Below are 25708 nucleotides of genomic sequence, written 5' to 3'. Positions count from 1 at the left end.
TTCCTTTTTCGACGAGGTCTGCACCATGTATCCCAAAATCGACTTTCTGTACCTTTCCGAGCCGGACATGATCGCAGCTGGCGTGCTGGATGCCGCGCGCTGCGTGTCCGTATGCGAGGAGACATTCGGACTCCTCGGCAGAGGCGACTATCTGATGGGTGGCGCCAATCACAATAACCACGGAATGAACATCGTCTTCCCGAAAGAGACGAAGTTCCCGAACATGCCGGTTGCCGGTCCGGACCGCCGCTTTGCTGCAATGCCCGGTTATCTGGGCGGTCGCTTCGACGTGTGCGGCAACAAATGGTACGGATCGAATCACGCCAATGCCGAGAAAGGCCTGCCGCGCTCGATCTTGACCATGATGCTCAATGACAAGGACACGGGCGCGCCGCTGGCGCTGATGTCGGCGAACTTGTTGAGCGCGGCCCGAACCGGAGCCGTGCCGGGAGTGGCGGCAAAGTATCTGGCCAACCAAGATGCGAGAAGTATGTCTGTTATCGGTTGCGGCCCGATCAACAAGGCGTGCTTCACCGCGATCATGACCCAGCTCGGCTCGATCCAGCACGTCGTCTGTTTCGACGTCTTCCTCGACAAGGCGAACGAGTTCGCCGGTTGGGTTCGGCAAACGTACGGGATTACCGCCGTCGGTACCGATGAGGCCGAGCAAGGCTTCCGCGATGCAGATGTCATCACCGTGGCAGCGTCGCGTCTTAAGCCGCTTTATTTCAAGGACGAATGGATCAAGGAGGGCGCGACCATTCTCGTCTCGGGCCCGTTCAATACCGACGAGTCGTTCCTGACCGGCGCCAGGATCGTATACGACCATACCCCGCTGCAGGAAGCCTATGTCGAGGACGCAATCGCATCGGGCAATAAGGAAAGCTACTACAGCCGCGTCATTGGCGGCCCGTTCTTCCGTCTGATCGATGCAGGCAAGCTGCCCGCCCTGCCTGACTCGACCAGCCTCGGTCATGTCGTGAATGGCGACAAGCCGGGCCGGGAGAGCACGAAGGAGCGTGTCATCTTCATAGCATGCGGGATGGCGGTTTTCGACATCAGCTGGGGGACGGAGCTCTATAACAACGCGCGGGAAAGGAAGATCGGCACGCCCCTCAATTTGTGGGAAAAGCCGGCTCTCTGATCGGGTCGCCGTGAATCGCGCTCCCGGCAATTGAGCCGCCTGGATCCCCCTGGAAGGTGCCGAGCGCCAGTGTCGGGGCTTTCCTGAGCCTTCGGCCATAGGCCGAAGGCTCATGCCGGGCGAATGCTGGCGAGCATCGAGGTTTGGGACCGCTTGCACCAAGTACTCTTGGCAAAGCTGCGTGCAGCGGACCGCCTCGATTGGTCACGTTGATCTGAGTAACCGTGTTGAATGACAAGCTGTGAGAGGTTGATTTTGAGCATTCAGGTGTTAGCCACCCCTCGTCATTTACATCGCTCGCGACGCACTTTTTCCACTTCGACGCAATGATAAGTTTGCGCACTTCATTGAATTTCAGAAAAAAAACCTCAGGAACAGCGTGAATTCGCGAATACGACGAAAATTCCACATTGATATGAATTTTTATTCAAAGACAACTTATTGAGACTGCGGACATCTTTTCTGAGAGACAACAACAACAAATACCCGCGCACCACCCTCCCACCCTCCCCCGTACCGGCAACCACCAGGCTAACTGTACCGGTACTGTACAGAAAACCGTCGCTACACTGACTCCATCCCAGTCCCGAACACGAATGGAGAATCCGCGATGGACTTCCTCACCCTCAGCGCATTGCCCGCCGGCATGCTGTTCGCGCTCGTCACGTCGATCACGCCCGGCCCGAACAACACGATGCTGCTCGCGTCCGGCGTCAATTTCGGTTTCCGCCGCACGATGCCGCACCTGTTCGGCATCAGCATCGGCGTCGCGATCCTGATGCTGTGCGTCGGCTTCGGCCTCGGCGAAGCATTCCGCCGCGTGCCGGTCCTGTACACGATCCTCGAAGTCGCGAGCGTCGTGTACCTGCTGTACCTCGCCTGGCGCATCGGCACGTCCGGCGAAGTGAAGGCGCAAGGCGCCAAGCCGCGGCCGATGACGTTCCTCGAAGCCGCCGCGTTCCAGTGGGTCAATCCGAAGGCGTGGATGATGGTGCTGACCGCCGCGACGACGATCCGCCTGTCCGCCGACTACGGGATGAACGCCGCGTGGATGGCCGTCGTGTTCATCCTGATCGGCTTTCCGTGCATCAGCCTGTGGGCCGCGTTCGGCCAGGGCCTGCGCCGCTTCCTGTCGAACCGCCGCGCACTGCGCATCTTCAACGTGACGATGGCCGTGCTGCTGATCCTGTCGCTGTATCCGCTCGTCGCGCATCTGCTGCCGCAGTAAGCGCTCACGAGCACAGCCGTTGAGCTTCACGCCGTGCAGGCGTACCCTTTTGGTACGGGCGCGCGCAATCGCTGCGGCGGTTGCGCCGCATCTGCATGGAGGTGGCCGATGAAGCCAATGCTGAAGACCGGCGAGCACATCGAGGGCATGCACTGGATCGCCGAGTACCACCCGCTCACGCACGAGATCCGCGTGCTGCGCGAGAACATCGAAGTGGGTACGTACTGCGCGCCGCCCACGCTGTTCGGCGACGAGGAAGCGCTGGGCGCCGCGAACCTTGCCGATCATCGCAGCCAGGAGGCCGCGCTGCGCGCGTATCTGCGCAACTTCGTCAAGGAACACGACGCGGAGGAGTAGCGGCGCGGCGGCCGGAATGGCGACGGGCCGCCGAAGCGGCCCGGTCTGTCGTTGCGTGTGAGCCGTCTTGCGACCCGCCGCGGCATGCCGAACACACGCAGGGCCGGCGCATCGCCCCGGCCCCGAATCCGCTCAATGCCCGAGCGACTCGATCTTGCCGGACGGCTGCGCGACACCGTGCGGCCGCGCCGCCTGCTTGATCAGCAACGCGAGGCACGCGAGCAAGCCCGCGACCGCGATCGTCGCGAACACGCCCGCGAACGAGAAGTGCCGGCGCGTCAGTTCGGCGACGAGGAACGACCCGGCGATCCCGCCGAAGCGGCCGACACCCAGCATCCATGCCACGCCCGTACCGCGCCCTTCGGTCGGATAGAACGCGGCGGCAAGCGCCGGCATCGACGATTGCGCGGTGTTCATCAGCACGCCGGCGATGAACACGACCAGCACGAGCATCCCCACATTGCCTGCCGCCTGCCCGATCGCATACACGCTGATCGCGGTCAGCGCGTAACACACGGCAATCACGCGGTTCGCGTTGAAACGGTCCATCAGCACGCCGCACAGCACCGCGCCGACGCCGCCGAGCGGGAACAGCGCGGAGATCAGCGTCGCGCTCTTCGGCGTCAGACCGGCATCCTTCAGCAGGATCGGCATCCAGTTGATCGACGCGTAGAAGATCACGAGGCCCATGAAATACGCGATCCACAGCATCACCGAGCCGACGATGTACGAGCGCGACACCACGACGCCGATCCCCTTGCCGCCCGTCTGCGGCGCGGCTTCGGTCATCGCGAACGAGCCGGCGTTCAGCGCGTCGCGCGAGATCCGTGCGAGCGTCGCGCGGATCCGCTCGACGCCCTGACCTTGCGCGACCATGAAGCGCACCGATTCCGGCATCTTCAGCAGCAACAGCACGCCGAGCAGCAGCGGCGTCACACCGCCGAGCATCAGCACGCTGCGCCAGCCGAAATGCGGGATCATCCACGCGGCGAGAAAACCGCCGAACGCGGCGCCGAGCGGGAAGCCGCAGAACATCAGGTTGATCACGGTCGCGCGGCGCTTGTCCGGGCAGAACTCGCCCATCATCGTGACCGCGTTCGGCATCGCGGCGCCCAACCCGACGCCGGTAATGAAACGCAGGATCGTCAGGTGTCCGATGGTGTTCGAGAACGCGGACACGAAGCACGCGACGCCGAACAGGAACACCGATCCGAGCAGCAGCGAGCGGCGCCCGAGGCGGTCGGACAGCGGGCCCGACACGAGCGCGCCGCACGCGAGGCCGAACAGCGCGGCGCTCAGCACGGGTGCGAGATCGGGTTTGGTGAGGTTCCATTCGCCCAGCAGCGAAGGTGCGATGAAGCCGATCGCGGCCGTATCGAAGCCGTCGAGCAGCACGATCACGAAACACATCAGGAACACGAGCCACTGGAAGCCGCCGAACGGCTGCTCGTTGATGAAGGTCTGGATATCGACCACGGGTGTGCGATTCATCGCGTGTCTCCTATGTAAACAACGCAGCTTGATGGCCGCGCCTTTCCTTGTACGCGCGCCGATTCGTCGCCGGCGCGTCATGCATCGTCGACACCGGCCGGCAGTGGCAGGCGTCGCGATCGGGTCACGGCCGGCGCGCGCCGGCCGTGTGATTCAGCCGCGCCTAGGCGGCCGCATCCTGTTCCTTGAAGATCTTGTCCGCGAGATGGAACGCGGAATTCGCGGCCGGCACGCCGCAATAGATCGCGGTCTGCAGCAGCACTTCCTTGATCTCGTCGCGCGTCACGCCGTTGTTGCGCGCGGCGCGCAGGTGCAGCGCGAGTTCCTCGCCGCGGTTCAGCGCGACCATCATCGCGATGGTCAGCAGGCTGCGCGTATGGCGCGGCAGGCCGTCTCGCGTCCAGATCTCGCCCCACGCATAGCGCGTGATCAGGTTCTGGAATTCGTCGGTCACTTCGGTGCGGTTCTCGATCGAACGGTCGACGTGCGCGTCGCCGAGCACCGCGCGACGCACCTTCATCCCTGCTTCATAACGTTGCTGGTCGTCCATCGTCGGTGCCTCACGCGGTCAGGAAGTCGAGCAGCGCGCGGTTGAAGCCGTCGGTGCACTCGATGTTCGAAATGTGCGCGGCGTCGAATTCGACGTGACGCGCGCCCGGAATTGCAGCAGCCAGCGCACGGCCCTGGTCGGGCGGCGTCGACATGTCCTTCGCACCGGTCACGACGAGCACCGGCAGCGCGATGCCCTTCACTTCCTCGCGCAGGTCGGCCGCGTTCAGCGCGTCGCAGTTCGCGGCGTAACCGTCCTTGTCGGTATGCACGAAGGTGTCGCGGATCGCGTCGAACAGGCGCGGCTCGCGTTCGACGAATGCGTCGGTGAACCAGCGCGGCAGCACGGCGTCGGCCAGCGCGGCCATCCCTTCGGCACGCGCCTTCTGCGCACGCGGCGCCCACACTTCCGGCGAGCCGATCTTCGCGGCGGTGTTCGACAGCACGGCGCGCACGATGCGCGACGGGAAACGCGCGGCGAGCGCGGCGCCGGTCAGGCCGCCCATCGAGATCCCGCAGAAGTGCGCGCGCTCGATGCCGACGTGGTCGAGCAGGCCGATCACGTCGCCCGCGAGCTGGTCGACCGTGTACGAGCCGGCCGGTGCTTCGGAATGGCCGTGGCCGCGCGTGTCGTAGCGCAGGATGTTGAAGTGCTGCGTGAGCGGGCGGATCTGCGGCGCCCACATCTGCAGGTCGGCGCCGAGCGAGTTCGAGAAGACGAGCCACGGCGCGTCGTCGCGCGCGGCACGGTCGATCCGGTAATGCAGTTTCACGCCGTTGACAGTGGCGAAAGGCATCAGTGTTCTCCTGGTTGTGTCGTGCCCGCGTGCAGCGCGAGCACGGCGTCGACGTAGGCCTGCGCCTCGCCGACGTAATGTGCGGGATCGAGCAGCCGCGCGAGCGCGTCGCGCGACAGGTGAGCCGATACGGTCGCATCGGCGGCGAGCACGTCGAACAGCGTCGCACCGGTGCGCACGGCTTCTTTCGACGCATGCTCGACGACATGATGCGCATCGAGCCGGCCGATCCGGTCGCCAAGGGCGAGCATCACGGCTTCGCCGAGGATCAGCCCGTGCGTCAGGTCGAGGTTCGCGGCAAGGCGTTCGGTGTTCACGTCGAGGCCCGCGACGATCTGCGCGATCTGCGCAAGCGCGCCGCCGGTCAGACGCGCGAGGTCGGGCAGCGCATCCCATTCGGCCTGCCAGCCGCCGAGCGCGCGCTCGTGCTCCTGGACCATCCCCGCGAACACGGTCGCGACGAGATTCGGCGCGCGCACCGCGGCGGTCAGCACGGCCGCGCAACCGACCGGGTTGCGCTTGTGCGGCATCGTCGACGAGCCGCCCTTGCCGGCGGCCGCCGGTTCGCCGAGCTCGCCGACTTCGGTCTGCATTTGCAGCGACACGTCGCGCGCGATCTTGCCGAGCGTGCCGGTCAGCATCCCGAAGCAGGACGCGGCTTCCGCGATGCGGTCGCGCTGCGTATGCCACGGCACGGCCGGCAGCGCGAGCCGCAGGTCGGCCGCGAGCGCGGCGCTCACGCCGGCCGCGTGCTCGCGCAGGCTCGCCAGCGTGCCGGCCGCGCCGCCGAACTGCAGCACCAGTGCGCGCGCACGCAATTCGGCGAAGCGCGCGCGATGGCGCAGCAGCGCGTCGAGCCATTGCGCGAATTTGAGGCCGAGCGTGATCGGCAGCGCCTGCTGCAGCCACGTGCGGCCGATCATCGGCGTCGCACGATGCGTGCGCGCGAGCGTCGCGAGCGACGCGCACGCTTCGTCGAGCAGCGGCTCGAGCACGTCGAGCGTGTCGCGCAGCTGCAGCACGGTCGCGGTATCGATGATGTCCTGGCTCGTCGCGCCCCAGTGCACGAACTTCGCTGCCTCCGGGTCGTCGGCCTTCACTTGCGCGGTGAGCTGCTTGACGAGCGGGATCGCGAGATTGCCGCCGAGCGCCGCGCCGTGCGCGAGCGCGTCGGCGTCGAGCCGGCCGGCGTCGCACGCGCGTTCGATCGGCGCGACCGCGGTGGCGGGAATCACCTGCTGCGCGGCGAGCGCGCGCGCGAGCGCGGCCTCGACGTCGAGCATCCGCTGGATCGTCGCGCGGGGCGACCAGATCCGGTTGAGCGGCTCGGTGCCGCAAATGAGGGAGGTCAGGCGGGCGCTGTCTTCGAGCATGGCATCAGATTGGGGAAACGGCGTGCGCTTATTGTCTACCCAAGCGTGCCGGCGTGCGCGGGATCGCGCGCGCCGGCACGCTTGCCGGTCAGGCCGCGGCCTTGCGCGTCGCGTCGATCAGCGGCACGCCGGTCAGCTTCTGCAGTTCGTCGAACGACAGGTCGGTGAAGATCTCGCTCACCGCGAGGCCGTCGGCCGTCACGTCGAGCACCGCGAGATCGGTGTAGATGCGGCTCACGCATTGCACGCCGGTGACCGGATACGAGCACTGCGCGACGATCTTGCTCTCGCCCTGCTTCGTCAGGTGCTCCATCATCACGAACACCTGCTTCGCGCCGATCGCGAGGTCCATCGCGCCGCCGACGGCCGGAATCGCATCCGGCGCGCCCGTATGCCAGTTCGCGAGGTCGCCGTTCGCCGACACCTGGAATGCGCCGAGCACGCAGTAGTCGAGGTGGCCGCCGCGCATCATCGCGAACGAATCCGAGTGGTGGAAATACGCGCCGCCGGTGAGCAGCGTCACGTGCTGCTTGCCGGCGTTGATCAGCTCGTCGTCTTCCTCGCCGGGCGCGGGCGCCGGGCCCATGCCGAGCAGGCCGTTCTCGCTGTGCAGGAAGATCTCCTTGCTCGGGTCGAGGTGGTTCGCCACCAGCGTCGGCACGCCGATGCCGAGGTTCACGTACGCGCCTTCGGGAATGTCCTGGGCGACGCGCTTGGCCATTTCATCGCGGGTCAGTCGTTTCATGTCGGGTCTCCTCGGTCAGGCAGCTTGCGATGCAGCATGTTCGGCAGCCAGCTCGGCCGCGTGCGCGGCCTGCGGCACTTCGACGACGCGCTGCACGAAAATGCCCGGCGTCACGATGTGTTCCGGGTTCAGCCCGCCGAGCGGCACGACTTCCGACACCTGCACGATCGCGACCTTCGCGGCGCTCGCCATGATCGGCCCGAAGTTGCGCGCGGTCTTGCGATAGACGAGGTTGCCCCAGCGATCGCCCTTGTACGCCTTGACCAGCGCGAAATCGGCGTGGATCGGCGTCTCGAACACGTACGACTTGCCGTCGATCACACGCGTTTCCTTGCCTTCCGCGAGCTTCGTGCCGAAGCCGGTCGGCGTGAAGAAGCCGCCGATGCCGGCGCCCGCCGCGCGGATCCGCTCCGCGAGGTTGCCCTGCGGCACGAGCTCCAGCTCGATCTCGCCCGCGCGGTACAGCGCGTCGAACACCTGCGAGTCGCTCTGGCGCGGAAACGAACAGATGATCTTGCGCACCCGCTTCGCCTTGAGCAGCGCCGCGAGGCCGGTCTCGCCGTTGCCCGCGTTGTTGTTGACGATCGTCAGGCCGCGCGCGCCCTGCTCGATCAGCGCGTCGATCAGCTCGGACGGCATGCCTGCCGTGCCGAACCCGCCGATCATGATGGTCGCGCCGTCGTGGACGTCCGCGACCGCCGATTGAAGCGATTCGAAAATCTTGTTGACCATGTCTCTTCCTGATACGAACCCGCGGCTCGATGCGCGGCCTGTCGAGGGGACACGCGCGTGTCGCGTGCCGCGTCGAAGGCCGTCGTCGACCTTCGGCATTTGTTCGCTTATCGAACCGAGATTCGATTAGCGAACGATGGGCCGATCATAGAGTCGCGCACAGCGCGTTGTCAAGGCGGGATCCCTCGGGGGGCGTCTGGTCGTCGAACGGCAGGCCGACGTAGTTTTCGGCGAGCGACTGCGCGGCGGCCCGCGAGCGCGTCACGTACTTCAGCTCGGCAAACTTCAGGCGATTGACGAACGGCGAGTCCTCCGGCGACGCATGCAGCATGTTCGTCATGAAGTACGAGAAATGCTCGGCGCGCCACACGCGTTCGAGACAGGTCGCCGAGTAGCGCTCGAGCGGCGTCGCGTCGCCGTTGCGGTAGCGGGCGCCGAGCGCGCGGGACAGCGCGCGGACGTCGGCCACCGCGAGGTTCATCCCCTTCGCGCCGGTCGGCGGCACGATGTGCGCGGCGTCGCCGGCGAGGAACAGGCGGCCGTGCTGCATCGTCTCCGACACGAAGCTGCGCATCGGCGTCACGCTCTTCTGCGTGATCCGGCCCTCGGTCGGCGTCCAGCCGGTGTCGTTCGAGAAGCGCGTGTGCAGTTCGTCCCAGATCCGCGCGTCGGACCATTCGGCGAGGTCTTCGTCGGGCTTGCACTGCAGGTAGAGGCGCGTGACCGTCGGCGAGCGCATCGAGAACAGTGCGAAACCGTTGTCGTGATGCGCGTAGACGAGTTCGTCGAGCGACGGCGCCGCGTCGGCGAGGATGCCGAGCCACGCGAACGGATAGACGCGCTCGAACGTGTTCAGCCGCTCGGCCGGAATCGTCTGCCGCGCGACGCCGTGAAAGCCGTCGCAGCCGGCGATGTAGTCGCAGTCGATGCGGTCTTCGCGGCCGTCGGCATGCTTGAACGTGACGAACGGGCGCTCGCTCTCGACATCGTGCAGCGCAACGTCGCTCACTTCGAAATGCATCGCGTGGCCGTGCTCGACGCCGGCCGCGATCAGGTCGCGCACCACTTCGTGCTGGCTGTAGACGGTGATCGCGCGCCCGCCGGTGAGCGCGCTCAGGTCGATGCGATGGCGCTGGCCCGAGAACAGCAGCTCGATGCCGTGGTGTTCGAGCCCTTCGCGGCGCATCCGCTCGCCGAGGCCGGCTTCGTTCAGCGTATCGACCGTGCCCTGCTCCAGCACGCCGGCGCGGATGCGGTTCTCGCAATATTCGCGCGAACGCGCCTCGACGAGGATGGAATCCACGCCTTGCAGGCGCAGCAGATGGGAAAGCAAAAGGCCGGACGGACCGGCGCCGATGATGGCGACCTGGGTGCGCATTGTTCGTCTCCTGAACATTGGTTCGAGTAATGGAACCCATTTGAGCGCTTTCCCGACTATGCAGCAACGCGATTCAGGAGATATGTTGTATACGCTTTGAAGATACTGGCTCCCGTGATGGAAACGCTCGATCTGAACCTGATTCCGTACCTCGTCGCGCTGGACGACACGCGCAACGTCAGCCGCGCCGGCGACCTGCTCGGCGTGAGCCAGCCGCGCGTGAGCACCGCGCTCGGCCGCCTGCGCGAGTATTTCGGCGATCCGCTGTTCGTGCGCACGTCGCGCGGGATGGAGCCGACGCCGCGCGCGCTCGCGCTGCTGCCGGCCGCGCGCGATGCGCTCGCGCAGATCGAGCGCGGCCTCGTCGCGCCGCACGACTTCGATCCGGCGGCGAGCACGCATACGTTCTCGATCGCGCTGTCGGACGTCGGCGAGATCGTGTTCCTGCCGAAACTGCTGCAGGCGTTCGCGACGCGCGCGCCGCACGCGAACCTGCGCTCGGTCTCGCTCGCGCACGACGAAGTCGGCCGCGGCCTCGAAGCCGGCTCGATCGATCTCGCGGTCGGCTATTTCCCCGATCTCGACGGCAACAACTTCTTCCAGCAGCGTCTGTTTACACACCGGTTCGTCTGCCTGATGCGGCGCGGCCATCCGCTCGAACAGGCGCGCCCGTTCACGGCCGAGCAGTTCCTCGCATGCGGGCATGCGGTGGTGCGCGCCGAAGGGCGCAGCCAGGAGGTGCTCGAGAAATACCTCGCGAAGCAGCGCATGCAGCGCCGCGCGGTGCTCGAGACGCCGCACTTCATGAGCCTGCCGTTCATCCTGAGCCGCACCGACCTGATCGCGACGGTGCCGCACGCGATCGGCTATGCGTATGCGGCGGAGCACGCGTTCATCGTGCCGGTCGAGCCGCCGGTGCCGCTGCCGCGCTTCGACCTGAAGCAGCACTGGCATCGCAAGTTCCACAACGACCCGCGCACCGCGTGGCTGCGCGGCGTCGTCGCGTCGCTGTTCAACGACGAGCAGGACGAGTGGCCGAAGTGACGCGGGGTGTGCGGCAGGCCGCACGCACGACCCGCGAAAGCATGAAACAATGACCGGATATCCGCGCCGCCGCAGGCGGCCGCATTCGATGGAGCGACTAGATGGGTAAAAAGAACGCGCGGCCCGAGCCGGCCGCATCCCGGCCGAGCCGCGAAGAAGCGGAGGATGCCGTTCGCGTGCTGCTGCGCTGGGCCGGCGACGATCCCGCCCGCGAAGGGCTGCTCGACACGCCGGCGCGCGTCGTGCGCGCATACGAAGAGTTCTTCGCCGGCTATGCGCTGGAACCGCGCGACATCCTCGCGCGCACGTTCAGCGAAGTCGACGGCTACGACGAGATGATCGTGCTGAAGGACATCCGCTTCGAGAGCTACTGCGAGCACCACATGGTGCCGATCATCGGCCGCGCGCACGTCGCGTATCTGCCGAACCATCGCGTGGTCGGCATCTCGAAGCTCGCGCGTCTCGTCGACGCGTTTGCGAAGCGCCTGCAGATCCAGGAAAAGATGACCGTGCAGATCGCCGACACGCTGTTCGACGTGCTGCAGCCGAAGGGCGTCGGCGTGATCCTCGAAGCCGCGCACCAGTGCATCTCGACGCGCGGCATTCACAAGCCGGGCGTCGAAATGGTCACGTCGCGCATGCTCGGCACGTTCCGCACCGATCCGTCGACGCGGCGCGAATTCCTGTCGATCGTCGCCAATCCTTCTTCAGTCAACCTGACGAATACGTAATGCAGTCCACGAAGCAAGCGGCACACGCGCCGGTCGTGCTCGTGACCGGCGCCGCGCGCCGGGCCGGGCGCGCGTTCGCCGAGTATTTCGCCGCGCACGGCTATCGCACCGCGGTCCATTACGACCGCTCCGCCGATGCCGCGCAGGCGGCCGCCCGCACGATCGCCGAACGCGGGCATGATTCGGTCGCGTTGCAGGCCGACCTGTCGGATGCCGTGCAGATCACCGCACTGATCGACCAGGTCTATGCGCGCTTCGGCCGCCTCGACGTGCTGGTCAACAACGCGTCGGTGTTCTGGCAGGACCATTTCCCGAGCTTCGACCTTGCGGCATTCGACCAGGCCTGGGCCGTCAACTGCCGCGCGCCGATCCTGCTCACGCGCGCGTTCTACGAACGGGCCCGCGCGGCCGGCACGCAGGGCGTCGTCGTCAACGTGGTCGACCAGAAGATCAAGGAAAACTTCCACCGCGACCATTTCAGCTACACGGTCGCGAAGGCCGCGCTCGGCAACCTCACGCAGATGCTCGCGCTGTCGTCGTCGCCGGTGCTGCGCGTGAATGCGGTGTTCCCGGGGCTGATGCTGCCGAGCGACGACCAGACGCAGGCCGACTTCGAACACGCGAGCCGCGCGTCGACGCCGCTCGCGCGCATCGCCGGCCCCGACGACGTCGCGAGCGCGATCCTGCTGCTGACGGGCAGCGCGTACAACGGCGTGGATTTCGTCGTCGATGCGGGGCAGAACCTGATCCGCGTCGACCAGGACGTGCTCTACAAGCATCGCTCGCCGGCCGGCAAGCACTGACGAAGCGGGGGTGCGGCGGCAGCCGTGCACCCTCTTGGCACATCGGTATGCGGGTGTCGGCGCGCGCCTTCGCCTTCGCCTTCGCCTTCGCCTTCGCCTTCGCTGCGCCTGCGCCTGCGCCTGCGCCTGCGCCTGCGCCTGCGCCGCGCGAACGACAGTTTCGCCGTTCGCGCGCCGCGTTACGGCTTCTCGCCGCTGCCGCCTTCGCGGACCTTGCCCTGCGCGACGCTCGTGCCGGGCGGCACGCTGTGCGTAAGCCACACGTTGCCGCCGATCACCGAGCCGCGCCCGATCGTCACGCGGCCGAGAATGGTCGCGCCCGCATAGATCACCACGTCGTCCTCGACGATCGGATGCCGCGCGTTGCCCTTCACCAGCGTGCCGTCCCCATCGGCCGGGAAGCTCTTCGCGCCGAGCGTGACGGCCTGGTACACGCGCACGCGCTCGCCGATGATCGCGGTTTCGCCGATCACGACACCGGTGCCGTGATCGATGAAGAAGCTCGGGCCGATCTGCGCGCCCGGGTGAATGTCGATGCCGGTGGCCGAGTGCGCGATTTCATTGATGAAACGGGCGAGCAGCGGCACACCGAGTTGGTGCAGCGCATGCGCGAGCCGATGGTGCATCATCGCGAACACGCCGGGATAGCACAGCAGGATCTCGGTGATGTGCTGCGCGGCCGGATCGCCCGCGTAGGCGGCCTGGATGTCGCTGACCAGCAGCGCGCGAACCGCCGGCAACTGCCGGCCGAACTCGCGCGCGATCTCGAACGCGCGTTCGTCGAGTTCCGCGAATGGCGTGTCCGCATGCTCCGGCAGGAACGGCAGCGCGCGGCGGATCTGTTCGGACAGGATCCGCAGCGTGCTTTCTAGCGTGTGGCCGACGTAGTAGTCGACGCTTTCGTCGGTCAGATCCGGCGCGCCGTAGTGCGTCGGGAACATCGACGCACGCAGGCCGGTGACGATCTTGCAGATCGCGTCGCGCGACGGCAGCTCGCGGATGCCGCGCGGATGACGCGTGCGGTGAAGTTCCTCGCGCGATTCGCGCAAGCCGGCAACGATTTCTTCGAGGCCCCACTGACGGGCGGGTGATGTCGACATATGCCAATGCAGGCAGCCGCGCGATCGCACGGCCGCTAATAAAGTGACGGGTTCCGCAAGATTACCGCGTTTTCGCCGGGCAGCGGCACGCCGGGGGATCGGCCGGACGGCCGCCGCTGCCGCCGCGCGACGGCGTCAGATCGTGACGCTGCTCGCGTCGATCCAGCGCACGGCCCAGTCGCGCGCATGCGCGATCGCGTCGCCTTCGTCGTTGAACTGGAGCTCGCTCGGGAAAAAACGGTTCGCGACGAGTTCCCCGTCACTCGATCGGGAGATCACGACGTAGGGCTTGAACGACCCGTCAGTGGCGCGCGCGGGCGCGCAATTCAACAGATAACCGCGGTGCGTGAAGGCAGTAGTCGCTTGCATGAATCCGCCACCTCTAGTCCCTTTGCTTGTTGTTCGCTACCCGTCTCTAAGGGTGCTGCGGCGCCCGGTGCGGGCAGAGTCGGCGCGTACTGCATCCCCTGTCGCCGCTTCGCAGGAAAAGAATCATACTCTGTAGAAAACGGGTGTTCTAGCTGAAATAAATCATGACAAATCAGTGCGCGCCGCGCGACCGCGGCGATCGCCCGCGCACCATTTTCCCGTCTTGCCCGGAACGGGATTTGCTTCGATCCGGAGCGCTACGCCGCCAGGAGAGCCGTGATGGAAACGTCAGCTCAAGCGCACGCCGCGCATCCGCGCAGCATCGAACTCGACAACGACGACACGCACGACAGCACCGTCGACACCGACGGCAAGAATCGCGAGGCGGCGCGTCTCGCGAGCGGCAACCCCTTCCCGCCCGACCAGATCACGGGCAGCAACGCGTCGCTCGTCAACGCGATGCCCGAGGCCGGTGACGGCTTCGCCGGCTTCGACAGCCGGCCGGGCGGCAATCATCCGGCGTTCGCGCTGCGGGCCGGCTACATGGTGATCGAGAAGGGGTTCGACGCGCCGTCGCACGCGGGCGACGCGCCGTACGGCCCGGTTCACCGGATGTACGGCAGCGCGCACTGGCCCGGCCACGGACGCCGGCCGGAACGGGTGATCGAAATCACCGCGGTGCCGCGGTAACGCACGTAGCGTTTGAATCGATCGTTCGATCGGCGGGTTGAAGGGCGCCGACGGCCGATGGCGGCGGACCGGCGTGCGCGTTCGCGCGCCGGCCGGTCGCTCGGTGCGCAGGCGGTGCGATCTTCCGAATCGGCGCCGGAATCGATATCGGCGCCCGGTTCGGGTTCGGCACGCGGGATTTCACGACGCCGATGCATCGGCATTGATCGAAGTCACGTCCTCGCGATACGGATGCGATTCAATGCCCATTCGCGACCGCCGGCACGTCGCTGCAAAGTCCCCGCCGTTGGTTTACCCTGCCTCGCAGCGACGCACGGCCGTTCGGCCGACTTCCGTTCAATCCGCCACTCGGAGACACTATGTACAAGCGCATTCTGGTTGCCATCGACGGCAGCGACACCGCACGCCACGCGTTCGACGCCGCCCTCGCGCTCGCAAAGGAGCACGGTGCCGAACTGCAGCCGTTCTACGTCGTCGAAAACGCCGCGATCTACTACAACGTGCCGGGCTACGACCCGTCCGTGCTGCGCGATCAGCTCATCGCGCAAGGCAATGCGCTCGCGGCGGATTTCAGGAAGCTGATGCAGGCGGCCGGCGTGAAGGGCGAGACGCTGACGAGCGAGGCGTCGTCGCTCAACGACGTGTCGACGCTGATCCTCGACGGTGCGAAAGCATTCGGCGCCGACCTCCTCGTGCTCGGCACGCACGGCCGCCGCGGGTTCCGTCGCCTCGTGCTCGGCAGCATCGCCGAACAGTGCGTGCGGCATGCGACGCTGCCCGTGCTGCTGATCCCGGCCGCCGCGCATACGGACGATCAGGAAGGCTGAGCGGTGTCGGCATCGGCATCGGCATCGGCATCGGCGTGCGCGGCGCGGCGCGCACGCGCAGCGGCGTGCCTGCACGCAGGCCGCTGCAATGCCCGCGGCATGTGCGCGCGGTCGCGACGTTTTGTCGCCCGACAGCGGCAACTTGCGGTGGGACAATGATTCCGTCGATTCAATGCCGGAGTAAACGATCATGTTGACGCCCGTCGCCACACGCCCCGCCGTACCGTCCCATGCAGGCACCTGGGCGCCCCGCCAGGCCCCGCACTGCTCGTCGTGCGCAATGCGGCACCTGTGCATGCCGCAGGGCCTCGCACCCGACGCGCTCAGCCGCCTCGAATCGGTCATCTGCGCGGCACGCCCGGTCAAGCGCGGCGAAGCGCTGTTCCGCGAAGGCGACACCTTCGACAACCTGTACGCCGTGCGCTCGGGTTCGCTGAAAACCGTCGCCACGCGCCACGACGGCCGCGAGCAGGTCACCGGCCTGCACCTCGCGGGCGAGGCGCTCGGCCTCGACGGTATCTGCGACGACACGCACCCGCGCACCGCGGTCGCGCTGGAAGACAGCTCGGTCTGCGTGATTCCGTACAGCGCGCTCAAGTCGCTGTGCTCGGAAGCCGGCACGATGCAGCTGCGCATGCACAAGCTGATGAGCGAACAGATCGTGCGCGAAACGTCGCAGACCATGCTGCTCGGTTCGCTGAACGCCGAAGAGCGCGTCGCCGCATTCCTGCTCGACGTGTCGGCACGCTACCTGAAGCGCGGTTACTCGCCGTCGGAATTCAACCTGCGGATGACGCGCGAAGACATCGGCAGCTACCTCGGCATGACGCTCGAAACGGTCAGCCGCACACTGTCGAAGTTCCAGAAGCGCGGCCTGATCGAAATGCACGGCCGCCTCGTGCAGATCGTCGACTTCGACGGCCTGCACCACGTCTGACCCCGCGCGGCGCGTGACCTGCGCGCCGCCGCCGGCCGCCATTCGCCGCGCCCGCCTCGATCAGTCGAGAAACAGCGCGGCGCGCGCCTTCAGTGCCGCGCTGAAGTCGTCGAGCCAGCCGATCGACAGGCGCCAGCTCTGCCAGTACAGATCGATATCGACGGTCCGCCCGCGCGACATGTCGACCAGTTCGCCCGCCGCCAGTTGGCGATCGACCATCCGGTCCGGGCACATCCCCCATCCCAGCCCCGTTTCGCAAGCGCGCAGGTAGCCCGCGACGTGCGGGATCCAGTGTTGCGGCGGATCGAGATCCGCGCGCGTCACGCGCCGGACGAAGCGCGCCTGCAAGCCGTCCTTCGAATTGAACATCACGCACGGCGCGCGGCGCAGCGCATCGCGCGTGATGCCCGCACCAAAATAGCGCGCGTAAAACGCCGGCGAACACACCGCGCGATAGCGGATACGCCCGAGCCGCGTCGACCGGCATCCCTGGATCGGCTCGGCCTGCGCGGTCACCGCGCCCTGCACGCTGCCATCGCGAATTCGCGCGGCCGTATGGTCCTGGTCGTCGATCACGAGGTCGAGCAAGGTCTCGCGCTCGGTGCAGAACGGCCCGACCGCATCGATGAACCAGGTCGCGACGCTGTCGTCGTTGACGGCGACACGCAACGTCGGCCATGCGCTCGCGATCTGGCCCGGCAAGGCGGGCATCCGGCCGCCCAGTTCGGCCTCGAGCAATTGCACGCGCTCGGTATGCCGGCACAGCAGCGCACCCGACGTCGTCGCGACGCACGGCTGCCCGCGCTTGACGAGCACGCTGCCGACGCGCTCCTCCAGCAGTTTCACGCGCTGCGATACCGCCGACGGCGTGACGTTCAGCTCCTTGGCCGCCCGCTCGAACGAACCGTGCCGGATCACCGCCGCGAGGGCATCGAGCAATGCGTAGTCGAGCATTAGATTTCCTTAATCTGCATTAGGTGAATTAGCTTCTCTTATGTTCGAGCTCATCGCAGACTAGCGCCAACCGATTCACCCGTCTACTGCGTCACCGCTCCCCATCATGAACTGGATCGCTTTTTCCCACGGCGCCGCCCTGTGCGGGTCGCTCATCGTCACCATCGGCGCGCAGAACGCATTCGTGCTCCGGCAAGGCATCATGCGCTCGCATGTCGGCAAGATCGTGCTGCTGTGCGCGCTGTCCGACATGATCCTGATCGGCGCGGGCGTCGGCGGCGCGTCGGTCCTCGTCGAACGCTATCCGACCTTCGTCCACGCGGTGCTGTACGTCGGCCTCGCGTATCTCGCATGGTTCGGCTTCAACGCGCTGCGTCGCGCGTTCAAGCCGGGACACGCAACGCTCGACGTGCGCGGCGACGCCGTCGCGCCGCCGCCGCAGAGCGCGGTCGCGATCGTGCTGATGACGCTCGCGTTCACGTGGCTCAACCCGCACGTGTATCTCGATACGTTCCTGCTGATCGGCACGGCCGGTGCGCGAGAGCCGGAAGGCACGCGGCTGGCGTTCGCGATCGGCGCGATGTCGGTCAGCGTCGTGTGGTTCCTCGGGCTCGGATACGGTGCGCGACTGCTCGCGCCGTGGTTCCGCAAGGCCGTCGCGTGGCGCGTGCTGGACGGCGCGATCGGCAGCATGGTGCTGTTCCTGGCGGCCGTGCAGTTGCGATAACGGGCTCGGTGAATGATCGATCGCGGGCGGCAACTTGCCGCCCGCTTTTCGTTCCGCTGCGGCGAAGCGGCCAGCTCCGCCCGTCTCTCCCGTTGCCGCGCCCGGCCGCAACAAAATTCGGTTCCCGATCGAACGCGGCGGCACGAATGACCCACGCAGCAGACGATGCGTCCGCCGTCCGCGGCAATTCCTCCGTCTTCACGGCCGCGCGCCCGCTGCACGAATCCGGTCGATCGGCGAGAATGTTCCAGCGTCCCGCGACAACGGCGAACGTGCTTCACCCGACCGCCGTCCCGTCGCATTCATCGCGGCCAATCCCGTCGTTCCAACCCGTCACCCTTCAGATTCCGGAGAGCAACATGGCACTACGCACCCTCGGCACCTCGGACATCCAGGTTTCCCCGCTCGCCTTCGGCGGCAACGTCTTCGGCTGGACCGTCGACGAAAACGCATCGTTTGCGCTGCTCGACGCACTCGCCGACACCGGCATCAACTTCATCGACACGGCCGACGTCTATTCGGCCTGGGTGCCCGGCAACCGCGGCGGCGAATCGGAGACGATCATCGGCAAGTGGCTGAAGCGTTCCGGCAAGCGCGACCAGGTCGTGATCGCAACCAAGGTCGGCCTGCTCGACGCGCGTGCGGGCCTCACGAAAGACAACATCCTGAAGGCCGCCGACGATTCGCTGCGCCGCCTGCAGACCGACTACATCGACCTGTATTTTTCGCACCGCGATCTGGCCGACACGGCCCCGCTCGAAGAAACGCTCGCCGCATACCAGACGCTGATCGACGCGGGCAAGGTGCGCATCATCGGCGCGTCGAACTACAGCGGCGCGCGCCTGCGCGAAGCCGCCGACATCAGCAAGCGCGACGGCCTGCCCGCGTACCAGGTGATCCAGCCGGAATACAACCTGATCAACCGCGCCGACTACGAGCACGATCTCGAACCGGTCGTGCGCGACCTGCAGCTCGGCGTCGTCAACTACTACGCGCTCGCGAGCGGCTTCCTGTCGGGCAAGTACCGCAGCGAGGCCGACCTGAAGAAGAGCGTGCGCGGCGATCGCGTCTCCCGCTATCTCGATGCGCGCGGCCTGCGCATTCTCGCGGCGCTCGACGATGTGTCGGCGAAGCACGGCACGCAGCCGGCCGCGATCGCGCTCGCATGGCAGATCGCGCGGCCGACGATCACCGCGCCGATCGCCAGCGCGACGTCGCTCGAACAGCTCGCGCTGCTCGGCGAGGCGATTCGCGTGCGGCTCGACGATGAGGACATTCGGAAGATCGACGCGGCCAGCGCGGTCTGACGTCGCGTACAAGCAGATGACGGCTTGAATCGCGGCGTTTCGCGCTTCAAGCCGCCGGTGCGAGGCGCGGGTGACGCGAACAGGGACGTCGGCATCGCTCACGCCGCGCGCGCGGGAAGAGCGCCGCGAATCACTCGACCGGCGCGCGGTTTCGGCAAGACGATCCGACAACACGCGCTTCTGCTCCAACACAACGAAAAAAATCCACGACACACCGCTGCCCCCAGGTCATCGGCGGCACGCAAACATGCATACCGCCATCGCTTCGCCAGCGCGCGAGATGCGAGCTCGATGAATCACGCGACCACCGCGCAGCTTCAACGAGACAATCCGGCGGCACGCGACTTTTATTCCGTATAACGAAGCAGCCTCGCGTCTTACCGTTCGAACCGAACCGAACAACATACCCCGAACACGCCCGCACGTTTTGCCTTTCCCGGCCATATTCGTTGACTCACACGGACATCCGGCCGCAACGCGCCGCCGCAAGCGCATCCCGGGCCCGCCCCGGGTCTTTCACCGATTGACCGCGCCCGCCGGCGTATCCGAGACTGCGCCGCTCGGGCGGTCATTGGGAGGACGTCATGCCGGACATCAGCACGGGAATCGTGTCGATCTCGACGCGCGCCGTACGCGGCGACGAACGCGTCGACTTCTGGGTCGACCATGTCGCCCGCTCGCTCGTGCGCATCGAATGCAGCGGTAAATCGTCCGAAGGCATCGACGCGTCGCTGCGCAAGCGCGACCTGGGGCTGCTGGGGGTGTGCGACATCGTCGCGAACCGGCATGCGGTCGTGCGCACGCCGCACAACATCCACGCGGACCCGCGCGACGCCGTGTTCGTGTGCCTGATGCACGAAGGGCAGGGCTATACGTTCCAGGACGTCGAGTGCATCCAGCATGCGCCCGGCGACATCGTGCTGTACGACACGTCGATGCCGTACGGTCACGGCTTTCCGGCGAACATGGCGATGACCGTGCTCGACGTGCCGCGCGACGTGTTCGAAGCGCACGTGGGCCCGTGGCGCCATCGCAGCGTCGTCAAGATCGACCGCGACGACGGCGTCACGTCGTGGGCCGCGCGGCAGCTCTACGCACTGCTCGCCGAACCGCACGAATCGATGCCCGACGCGCGCGAACGGCGCGCCGCCGCGATGCTCGACCTGATGCAGTCGATGCTGCGGCTGCGCGACGGCGACGCGTCGCCGACCAAGTCGACCGTCCACACGCTGTCGCGCGCGAAGGCATTCATCGACAGCCATCTCGCCGACGACGATCTCGATACCCGGTCGGTCAGCCGCGCGATCAACCTGTCGCCGCGCCAGCTCGCGCGCATCTTCGAAATCGAAGGGATGCCGCTCACGCGCTACATCCTCGCGCGGCGTCTCGAACGCTGCCGCGCCGACCTGCGCGACCGATCGCTGAAGCACCTCACGGTCAGCGAAATCGCGTTCCGCTGGGGCTTCAACAACAGCGCGCACTTCAGCCGCAGCTATCGCGCGCGCTTCGGCGAGACGCCGAGCGACACGCGCGCGCCGGGCAACCCGCGCTAGCCGCTCGTCGCCGGGTTCTCCCGCTGCGCAATCCACGGCCAACCGTCAGCGCAACGAGATCGCTGCATGAGCCGCAGCGGCGCCCCGCCGTGTCCGCGCGAAGCAAACCCGGCGTCCGCGCCGGTCAAACGGGGACACGCGCCCGTCGCTAAGCTGGCTTCCTGCGCGGCGGTGCTCGTTCCGCCGCCTGACAGCGAGGAGACAAAGCGGGATGGAGACGTACGACCATATCGTCGTCGGCGGCGGTTCGGCCGGCTGCACGGTGGCACATCGACTGGTAAAGGCCGGCAGGCGCGTGCTGCTGCTCGAGGACGGCCCGAAGGACGACAACCTGTTCATCCGGATTCCGGCGACGTTCATCCGCGTGCTCGGCACACAGCGCACGGTCACGTTCGAAAGCGAGCCGCAGGCCGGCGCGGCGGGACGCAGGACCTACGTGCCGCAGGGCCGCACGCTCGGCGGCGGCAGTTCGGTCAACGCGATGCTGTACGTGCGCGGCGCGCGCGCCGACTACGACGAATGGGCCGCGCTCGGCTGCACGGGCTGGCGCTGGAGCGACGTGCTGCCGGTGTTCAAGCGCGCCGAGTCGCACCTGCGGCTGTCCGAGCCGTTCCACGGCACCGACGGGCCGCTGAAGGTCGGCGACACGCGCTTCCGGCATCCGCTGAGCCTCGCGTTCGTGAAGGCCGCGCAGGAAACCGGCATCGCGTACAACGACGATTTCAACGGCGCCGCGCAGCACGGCGCCGGCTTCTACCACACGACGATTTTCGACGGGCAGCGCGGCAGCACCGCGGCGACCTATCTCGCCGACGCGCTCGGCCACCCGAACCTCCGCGTGCTGACCGGCTGCCGCGTGACCCGCGTGCGTTTCGACGGCCGGCGCGCGACCGGCGTCGAATGGCGGATGGAGAACGGCGCGACCGGCTCGGCCACCGCGCGCGGCGACGTGGTACTCGCCGCCGGCGCGCTCAGTACGCCGAAGCTGCTGATGCTGTCGGGCATCGGACCCGGCGCGCACCTGCGCGCATACGGCATCGACGTGCTGCACGACAGCCCGGAAGTCGGCGCGAATTTCCAGGACCATCTCGAGGTCTCGATCTACGGCTACAGCCACGCGCCGATCAGCCTGTTCGGCGAGGATCGCGGGCTGAAGGCGCTGCGGCACGGGCTGCAATGGATGCTGACCCGCACGGGCCTGCTGACGTCGAACGTCGTCGAATCCGGCGCGTTCGTCGATACGACCGGCAGCGGCCGCCCCGACATCCAGTTCCACGTGCTGCCGACGCTCGTCGGCGACGTCGATCGCGAACCGCTGCCGGGCCACGGCCTGTCGATCAATCCGTGCCTGCTGCGGCCGCGTTCGCGCGGCTCGGTGCAACTGCGCGGCAACGATCCGGCCGCGCCGATCCGGTTCGACAGCGGCGCACTGTCGGATCCGGCGGACGTCGACGGCCTCGTGCGCGGCGTCGCGCTCGCCCGGAAGATCATCCGCGCGCCGTCGCTCGCCCGCATCGTCCGCGAAGCCGAAGCGCTGACCGACGACGCGCTGGCCGACTACGTGCGGCACCGCGCGAAAACCGTCTATCACCCGGCCGGCACCTGCCGGATGGGGAGCGACGAAACCGCGGTCGTGACGCCGCGTCTCGCGGTGCAAGGGATCGACGGATTGCGGATCTGCGACGCATCGGTGATGCCGCGCATCGTATCGGGCAACACGAACGCGCCGACGATCATGATCGCGGAACGCTGTGCCGAGTTCATGCTCGCGGAGTGACGCGGCGACTCACGCCGCGACCGGCATGCAATGAAAACGAAAGCAGCGCGTGAGCCGCGCGCCGCGTCGGCATCGGTTCCGCTGCTTCAGCGTCAAGCGCTGCGCAGCGCCATCGGCGACGCACCGTAGCGCTCGCGAATCGCACGGCTGAAGTGCGCCTGGCTGGAGAAGCCCCACCGAAACGCGATCTCGCCGATGCTCGTCTTGCGCAGGCGCGCGTCGGTCAGCTCGCGATGCGCATGCGTCAGCCGCTCGGACCAGATGTGCTGCGTGATCGACTCGCCTTCGGCCGCGAAGAGCCGGCCCAGGTGCCGCAACGACAGCCCGACCGCATCGGCCACCGCCTGTGGCCCGAGCTCCGGATCGCCGAGACGGGTCGCGATGTACTGCTTCGCGGTCAGCAGGTACGACAGCGACGCGCGCGATGCGCCTGCGCCGTTCACTTCGGCGTCGATGAGTTCCGCGACCAGCATGCGCGTGTGTTCGACGAAGCGCGCGGCGTCGTCTTCGACCGGCGCCTTCATGAAGCGCTCGACGCTCGCGCGCAGTGTCGCGCCGAGCATCGCGCCCGCACCCGGTTTCGGCGCGATCCGCAACGGCAGCGCCGCCAGCTCCGCGTCGAATCGATCGTCGAACGTGGCAATCGGGATATCGATCAGCAATTGCCGCATCGGCGTCAGGAATCCGAACAGATAGGGCACGCGCGTATCGTACACGACGATGTCGCCGGCTTCCGCGAGCAGGCAGCGCTCGCGCTGGATGAAATACGCGCGACCGCTCAGGATCTGGCACGCAAACAGCGACTCCTTCGGCAACTGGCGCACCAGCGCGGGGCTGCGCTCGATCACGTGATCGCGCCCGCTGATGTCGGCCACGCCGAGCCCCGGCAGCGCGAGATCGGTCTTCTCGACCTCGAGCCCGGCCGGCGACAGCGACGAGCAGCGCAGGCCGACCAGCGTCGCGGCGTTGAACGCATCCCAGTAGGCCATCCGGTCGCGCACCGGCACGTCGGCCGTCGAGCCGCGCGTGCATGAAAGAACGGTCGAATTCGTCACGTCGCCTCCTGCGGGCGCCTGTCGTGCGGAGCGGCACGGATTGGGGGATGGTGCGTCTGGTTGTTGTTGCGGTGCGATGTCCGGCCGGATCAAGCAATTCGTCCAGCCCAGTCAAGAGCGGCGCGCACCGGCTGGCTAAAGTCGACCCCACGACACCTAACCACAAGGAGACGAACCGTGGTCGACCAAGCCGTATCCGAATTCTGGCAAAACATCGCGCCGATTGCCAATCCGTTCAAGCCCGATGCGCTGCCGGAAGCGTACATCCCGAACGCGGCGACCGAGGACGCGCGCTATTACGTTCCGTTCACCGAAACGGTTTCGTCGCGGCCGCTGTGGATCTCGCCGTCGCAGAACAAATGGTGCGACATCCTGATGGCGAAGGAAGCCGGGCTCGTGAACCGGCACTACCACCCGCACGAGGTGTTCGCTTACACGCTGTCCGGCAAGTGGGGCTACCTGGAGCACGAATGGACCGCGACGCGCGGCGATTTCGTGTATGAAACGCCCGGCGAAGGCCACACGCTCGTCGCGTTCGATCATCCGGAACCGATGCGCGCGTTCTTCATCGTCAAGGGCCCGCTGATCTGGCTCGACGACGAAGGCAACCCCGACGGCTACTTCGACGTGCATTCGTACATCGCGATGTGCAAGGCGCATTACGAGAAGGTCGGCCTCGGCGCGCACGCGATCGAGAAGCTGTTCCGCTGACGCGCGACGAGGCCGCCCATGACATCCCGCCCTTCCCCCAAACTCGCATGGACGTACGAGAACAGGCTGCTGCTGATCCTGTTCATGACGTTCGGCTTCGTGTTCTTCGACCGCCTCGCGCTGTCGTTCCTGTTCCCGTTCATGTCGGCCGAGCTGCACCTGTCGAACACGCAGCTCGGCATGGTGTCGTCCGCGCTCGCGCTCACGTGGGCGCTGTCGGGCGCCGCGACCGGCGCGTGGTCCGATGCGCGCGGCACGCGCAAGCCGCTGTTGATCGCGGCCGTGCTCGGCTTTTCCGTATGCTCGGCGCTGTCGGGGCTCGTCGGCGGCTTCGCGAGCCTGATCGCGTTCCGCGCGCTGATGGGCATCGCCGAGGGCCCCGTGCTGCCGCTGTCGCAATCGCTGATGGTCGAGAGCTCGACGCCGAGCCGCCGCGGGCTGAACATGGGCCTGCTGCAGGGCTCGGCCGCCGGCCTGCTCGGCGCGATGATCGGCCCGCCCGTCGTGATCGGCATCGCGACCGCCTACGGCTGGCGCGAGGCGTTCTACGTGTCGTGCGTGCCCGGCTTCCTGATCGCGTTCTGCATCTGGCGCCGGGTGCGCGAGGTGCCGCCCGGCGGCGTACGGCGCGCCCAGGCCGAAGGCGCGGCCACGCACGGTACGCAGACGGCCGGCGGCGCCGCGATCGACCGCTGGGCGCTGCTGAAGGAGCGCAACATCCTGCTCTGCGTGCTGATCAGCTGCTTCTTCCTCACGTGGTTCATCGTGATCATCTCGTTCGCGCCGGTCTTCCTCGTCGAGAGCCGCCACCTGTCCCCGGCCGACATGGGCGTCGTGATGACGTGCCTCGGCGCCGCGTGGGTGTTCTGGGGCTTCGCGGTGCCGGCGATCTCCGACCGGATCGGTCGCAAGCCGACGATGATCGCGTTCGCGCTGATCGCCGCCGCCTGCCCGGTCGTGATGATCCACGTCGATTCGCTCTGGGCGCTCGGCGCGCTCGTGTTCGTCACGTACACCGGCCTCGGCTGCTTCACGCTGTTCATGGCGACGATCCCGGCCGAAACGGTGCCGCCCCGCGCGATCGCCAGCGCGCTCGGCCTGATCATGGGCGCGGGCGAGCTGATCGGCGGCTTCGTCGCGCCGACCGTCGCGGGCTTCGCGGCCGACAAGTACGGCCTGCAGTTCGCGATGTGGACGTCGGCCGCCGGCGCGATCCTCGCGTGCGTGCTGTCGTTCGGCCTGGTCGAAACCGCGCCCGCGGTGCTGCGCAAGCGCGCGCGCGCCGATGCCGCTCCCCGTCTCGATACGCAAAACCTCGGAGGACGCTGA

General features: G+C 67.2%; 26 protein-coding genes. 15 read left to right on the top strand and 11 right to left on the bottom strand.

Going from position 1 to position 25708, the window contains the following annotated elements:
• Window positions 1-25 precede the first annotated feature (25 nt).
• From DIE17_RS31370 to DIE17_RS31360, 3 genes are all read left to right on the top strand, one after another.
• Window positions 26-1144, top strand: coding sequence for a tyramine oxidase subunit B (locus DIE17_RS31370; protein ID WP_124921586.1), 1119 nt, complete (start codon window positions 26-28; stop codon window positions 1142-1144).
• 610 nt (window positions 1145-1754) lie between these two features.
• On the top strand, window positions 1755-2372 hold the full coding sequence (locus DIE17_RS31365) for a LysE family translocator (protein ID WP_124489022.1): 618 nt from the start codon (window positions 1755-1757) through the stop codon (window positions 2370-2372).
• 108 nt (window positions 2373-2480) lie between these two features.
• A complete protein-coding gene (locus tag DIE17_RS31360) occupies window positions 2481-2729 on the top strand; it encodes a hypothetical protein (protein ID WP_044847536.1) in 249 nt (82 codons plus the stop codon).
• 132 nt (window positions 2730-2861) lie between these two features.
• Here the strand turns inward: DIE17_RS31360 and DIE17_RS31355 are convergent, their stop codons facing one another.
• From DIE17_RS31355 to pobA, 7 genes are all read right to left on the bottom strand, one after another.
• Window positions 2862-4220, bottom strand: coding sequence for an MFS transporter (locus DIE17_RS31355; protein WP_124489021.1), 1359 nt, complete (start codon window positions 4218-4220; stop codon window positions 2862-2864).
• Between the two features lie 163 nt (window positions 4221-4383).
• A complete protein-coding gene (gene pcaC / locus DIE17_RS31350) occupies window positions 4384-4770 on the bottom strand; it encodes a 4-carboxymuconolactone decarboxylase (protein ID WP_044846455.1) in 387 nt (128 codons plus the stop codon).
• Between the two features lie 10 nt (window positions 4771-4780).
• Entirely contained in the window at window positions 4781-5566 is a 786-nt protein-coding gene (gene pcaD, locus DIE17_RS31345) for a 3-oxoadipate enol-lactonase (protein WP_124489020.1), read from the bottom strand.
• Window positions 5566-6939 carry a 3-carboxy-cis,cis-muconate cycloisomerase gene (locus DIE17_RS31340; protein ID WP_124489019.1) on the bottom strand — a complete coding sequence of 458 codons (1374 nt, stop codon included), beginning with the start codon at window positions 6937-6939 and terminating at the stop codon, window positions 5566-5568. The genes pcaD and DIE17_RS31340 overlap by 1 nt, the downstream gene beginning before the upstream one ends.
• Before the next feature lie 88 nt (window positions 6940-7027).
• A complete protein-coding gene (locus tag DIE17_RS31335) occupies window positions 7028-7684 on the bottom strand; it encodes a CoA transferase subunit B (protein ID WP_012365076.1) in 657 nt (218 codons plus the stop codon).
• Between the two features lie 15 nt (window positions 7685-7699).
• The gene (locus DIE17_RS31330; RefSeq protein ID WP_124489018.1) at window positions 7700-8416 is read right to left on the bottom strand and encodes a 3-oxoacid CoA-transferase subunit A; all 717 of its coding nucleotides are present in this window, start codon (window positions 8414-8416) and stop codon (window positions 7700-7702) included.
• 145 nt (window positions 8417-8561) lie between these two features.
• Window positions 8562-9794: a 4-hydroxybenzoate 3-monooxygenase gene (pobA, locus tag DIE17_RS31325; RefSeq protein ID WP_124489017.1), complete on the bottom strand. Its 1233-nt coding sequence runs from the start codon at window positions 9792-9794 to the stop codon at window positions 8562-8564.
• Between the two features lie 117 nt (window positions 9795-9911).
• Between pobA and DIE17_RS31320 the strand changes: the two genes are divergently transcribed.
• The 3 genes from DIE17_RS31320 (at window position 9912) to DIE17_RS31310 (ending at window position 12372) form a co-directional block, all read left to right on the top strand.
• Window positions 9912-10838, top strand: coding sequence for a LysR family transcriptional regulator (locus DIE17_RS31320; RefSeq protein WP_124489016.1), 927 nt, complete (start codon window positions 9912-9914; stop codon window positions 10836-10838).
• A gap of 101 nt (window positions 10839-10939) precedes the next feature.
• Window positions 10940-11569, top strand: coding sequence for a GTP cyclohydrolase I FolE (folE, locus tag DIE17_RS31315; RefSeq protein ID WP_044846461.1), 630 nt, complete (start codon window positions 10940-10942; stop codon window positions 11567-11569).
• A complete protein-coding gene (locus tag DIE17_RS31310) occupies window positions 11569-12372 on the top strand; it encodes an SDR family oxidoreductase (protein ID WP_124524120.1) in 804 nt (267 codons plus the stop codon). The genes folE and DIE17_RS31310 overlap by 1 nt, the downstream gene beginning before the upstream one ends.
• Before the next feature lie 179 nt (window positions 12373-12551).
• Here DIE17_RS31310 and epsC read toward each other — a convergent pair whose 3' ends face one another.
• Both epsC and DIE17_RS31300 read right to left on the bottom strand, forming a co-directional pair.
• Complete coding sequence (gene epsC, locus DIE17_RS31305; RefSeq protein WP_124524118.1) at window positions 12552-13472, bottom strand: serine O-acetyltransferase EpsC; 921 nt, start codon at window positions 13470-13472, stop codon at window positions 12552-12554.
• A 135-nt stretch (window positions 13473-13607) separates the two neighbouring features.
• Window positions 13608-13841 (bottom strand): hypothetical protein, encoded by a 234-nt coding sequence (locus tag DIE17_RS31300; protein ID WP_044846464.1) that lies wholly within the window; start codon window positions 13839-13841, stop codon window positions 13608-13610.
• A gap of 279 nt (window positions 13842-14120) precedes the next feature.
• On the opposite strand from DIE17_RS31300, the gene DIE17_RS31295 reads away from it, so the two are divergent.
• The 3 genes from DIE17_RS31295 to fnr all read left to right on the top strand — a co-directional run bounded on the left by DIE17_RS31295 (window position 14121) and on the right by fnr (window position 16295).
• On the top strand, window positions 14121-14531 hold the full coding sequence (locus DIE17_RS31295) for a DUF3005 domain-containing protein (protein ID WP_044846465.1): 411 nt from the start codon (window positions 14121-14123) through the stop codon (window positions 14529-14531).
• A gap of 359 nt (window positions 14532-14890) precedes the next feature.
• Window positions 14891-15358, top strand: coding sequence for a universal stress protein (locus tag DIE17_RS31290; RefSeq protein ID WP_124489012.1), 468 nt, complete (start codon window positions 14891-14893; stop codon window positions 15356-15358).
• Window positions 15359-15548: 190 nt separating this feature from the next.
• Window positions 15549-16295 carry a fumarate/nitrate reduction transcriptional regulator Fnr gene (gene fnr, locus DIE17_RS31285; protein ID WP_044846467.1) on the top strand — a complete coding sequence of 249 codons (747 nt, stop codon included), beginning with the start codon at window positions 15549-15551 and terminating at the stop codon, window positions 16293-16295.
• 60 nt (window positions 16296-16355) lie between these two features.
• Here the strand turns inward: fnr and DIE17_RS31280 are convergent, their stop codons facing one another.
• Entirely contained in the window at window positions 16356-17249 is an 894-nt protein-coding gene (locus tag DIE17_RS31280; RefSeq protein WP_124524112.1) for a LysR family transcriptional regulator ArgP, read from the bottom strand.
• 106 nt (window positions 17250-17355) lie between these two features.
• Between DIE17_RS31280 and DIE17_RS31275 the strand changes: the two genes are divergently transcribed.
• The 4 genes from DIE17_RS31275 (at window position 17356) to DIE17_RS31260 (ending at window position 22613) form a co-directional block, all read left to right on the top strand.
• Window positions 17356-17976 (top strand): LysE/ArgO family amino acid transporter, encoded by a 621-nt coding sequence (locus tag DIE17_RS31275; RefSeq protein ID WP_044846469.1) that lies wholly within the window; start codon window positions 17356-17358, stop codon window positions 17974-17976.
• Window positions 17977-18335: 359 nt separating this feature from the next.
• A complete protein-coding gene (locus tag DIE17_RS31270; RefSeq protein WP_124921585.1) occupies window positions 18336-19283 on the top strand; it encodes an aldo/keto reductase in 948 nt (315 codons plus the stop codon).
• A gap of 584 nt (window positions 19284-19867) precedes the next feature.
• Window positions 19868-20836 carry a helix-turn-helix domain-containing protein gene (locus DIE17_RS31265; RefSeq protein ID WP_124921584.1) on the top strand — a complete coding sequence of 323 codons (969 nt, stop codon included), beginning with the start codon at window positions 19868-19870 and terminating at the stop codon, window positions 20834-20836.
• Between the two features lie 187 nt (window positions 20837-21023).
• Window positions 21024-22613 (top strand): GMC family oxidoreductase, encoded by a 1590-nt coding sequence (locus tag DIE17_RS31260; protein WP_409410401.1) that lies wholly within the window; start codon window positions 21024-21026, stop codon window positions 22611-22613.
• A 92-nt stretch (window positions 22614-22705) separates the two neighbouring features.
• Here the strand turns inward: DIE17_RS31260 and DIE17_RS31255 are convergent, their stop codons facing one another.
• Window positions 22706-23668 carry a helix-turn-helix domain-containing protein gene (locus DIE17_RS31255; RefSeq protein ID WP_124489006.1) on the bottom strand — a complete coding sequence of 321 codons (963 nt, stop codon included), beginning with the start codon at window positions 23666-23668 and terminating at the stop codon, window positions 22706-22708.
• A gap of 177 nt (window positions 23669-23845) precedes the next feature.
• Between DIE17_RS31255 and DIE17_RS31250 the strand changes: the two genes are divergently transcribed.
• Window positions 23846-24379, top strand: a complete 534-nt coding sequence (locus DIE17_RS31250) for a 2,4'-dihydroxyacetophenone dioxygenase family protein (protein WP_044846474.1) — start codon at window positions 23846-23848, stop codon at window positions 24377-24379.
• An 18-nt stretch (window positions 24380-24397) separates the two neighbouring features.
• Window positions 24398-25708, top strand: coding sequence for an MFS transporter (locus tag DIE17_RS31245; protein WP_124921582.1), 1311 nt, complete (start codon window positions 24398-24400; stop codon window positions 25706-25708).

The organism is Burkholderia sp. Bp9099 (assembly GCF_003857805.1).
GTDB lineage: Bacteria > Pseudomonadota > Gammaproteobacteria > Burkholderiales > Burkholderiaceae > Burkholderia.
The sequence above is the reverse complement of the archived record's forward strand: the minus strand, read 5'-3'. Positions and strand labels throughout refer to the sequence as shown.

Bases quoted from the DNA above. Each gene is read 5' to 3' on its own strand.
- DIE17_RS31370 (WP_124921586.1), top strand. From the start codon at position 26: ATGTATCCCAAAATCGACTTTCTGTACCTTTCCGAGCCGGACATGATC.
- DIE17_RS31365 (WP_124489022.1), top strand. From the start codon at position 1,755: ATGGACTTCCTCACCCTCAGCGCATTGCCCGCCGGCATGCTGTTCGCG.
- DIE17_RS31360 (WP_044847536.1), top strand. From the start codon at position 2,481: ATGAAGCCAATGCTGAAGACCGGCGAGCACATCGAGGGCATGCACTGG.
- DIE17_RS31355 (WP_124489021.1), bottom strand. From the start codon at position 4,220: ATGAATCGCACACCCGTGGTCGATATCCAGACCTTCATCAACGAGCAG.
- pcaC (WP_044846455.1), bottom strand. From the start codon at position 4,770: ATGGACGACCAGCAACGTTATGAAGCAGGGATGAAGGTGCGTCGCGCG.
- pcaD (WP_124489020.1), bottom strand. From the start codon at position 5,566: ATGCCTTTCGCCACTGTCAACGGCGTGAAACTGCATTACCGGATCGAC.
- DIE17_RS31340 (WP_124489019.1), bottom strand. From the start codon at position 6,939: ATGCTCGAAGACAGCGCCCGCCTGACCTCCCTCATTTGCGGCACCGAG.
- DIE17_RS31335 (WP_012365076.1), bottom strand. From the start codon at position 7,684: ATGAAACGACTGACCCGCGATGAAATGGCCAAGCGCGTCGCCCAGGAC.
- DIE17_RS31330 (WP_124489018.1), bottom strand. From the start codon at position 8,416: ATGGTCAACAAGATTTTCGAATCGCTTCAATCGGCGGTCGCGGACGTC.
- pobA (WP_124489017.1), bottom strand. From the start codon at position 9,794: ATGCGCACCCAGGTCGCCATCATCGGCGCCGGTCCGTCCGGCCTTTTG.
- DIE17_RS31320 (WP_124489016.1), top strand. From the start codon at position 9,912: ATGGAAACGCTCGATCTGAACCTGATTCCGTACCTCGTCGCGCTGGAC.
- folE (WP_044846461.1), top strand. From the start codon at position 10,940: ATGGGTAAAAAGAACGCGCGGCCCGAGCCGGCCGCATCCCGGCCGAGC.
- DIE17_RS31310 (WP_124524120.1), top strand. From the start codon at position 11,569: ATGCAGTCCACGAAGCAAGCGGCACACGCGCCGGTCGTGCTCGTGACC.
- epsC (WP_124524118.1), bottom strand. From the start codon at position 13,472: ATGTCGACATCACCCGCCCGTCAGTGGGGCCTCGAAGAAATCGTTGCC.
- DIE17_RS31300 (WP_044846464.1), bottom strand. From the start codon at position 13,841: ATGCAAGCGACTACTGCCTTCACGCACCGCGGTTATCTGTTGAATTGC.
- DIE17_RS31295 (WP_044846465.1), top strand. From the start codon at position 14,121: ATGGAAACGTCAGCTCAAGCGCACGCCGCGCATCCGCGCAGCATCGAA.
- DIE17_RS31290 (WP_124489012.1), top strand. From the start codon at position 14,891: ATGTACAAGCGCATTCTGGTTGCCATCGACGGCAGCGACACCGCACGC.
- fnr (WP_044846467.1), top strand. From the start codon at position 15,549: ATGTTGACGCCCGTCGCCACACGCCCCGCCGTACCGTCCCATGCAGGC.
- DIE17_RS31280 (WP_124524112.1), bottom strand. From the start codon at position 17,249: ATGCTCGACTACGCATTGCTCGATGCCCTCGCGGCGGTGATCCGGCAC.
- DIE17_RS31275 (WP_044846469.1), top strand. From the start codon at position 17,356: ATGAACTGGATCGCTTTTTCCCACGGCGCCGCCCTGTGCGGGTCGCTC.
- DIE17_RS31270 (WP_124921585.1), top strand. From the start codon at position 18,336: ATGGCACTACGCACCCTCGGCACCTCGGACATCCAGGTTTCCCCGCTC.
- DIE17_RS31265 (WP_124921584.1), top strand. From the start codon at position 19,868: ATGCCGGACATCAGCACGGGAATCGTGTCGATCTCGACGCGCGCCGTA.
- DIE17_RS31245 (WP_124921582.1), top strand. From the start codon at position 24,398: ATGACATCCCGCCCTTCCCCCAAACTCGCATGGACGTACGAGAACAGG.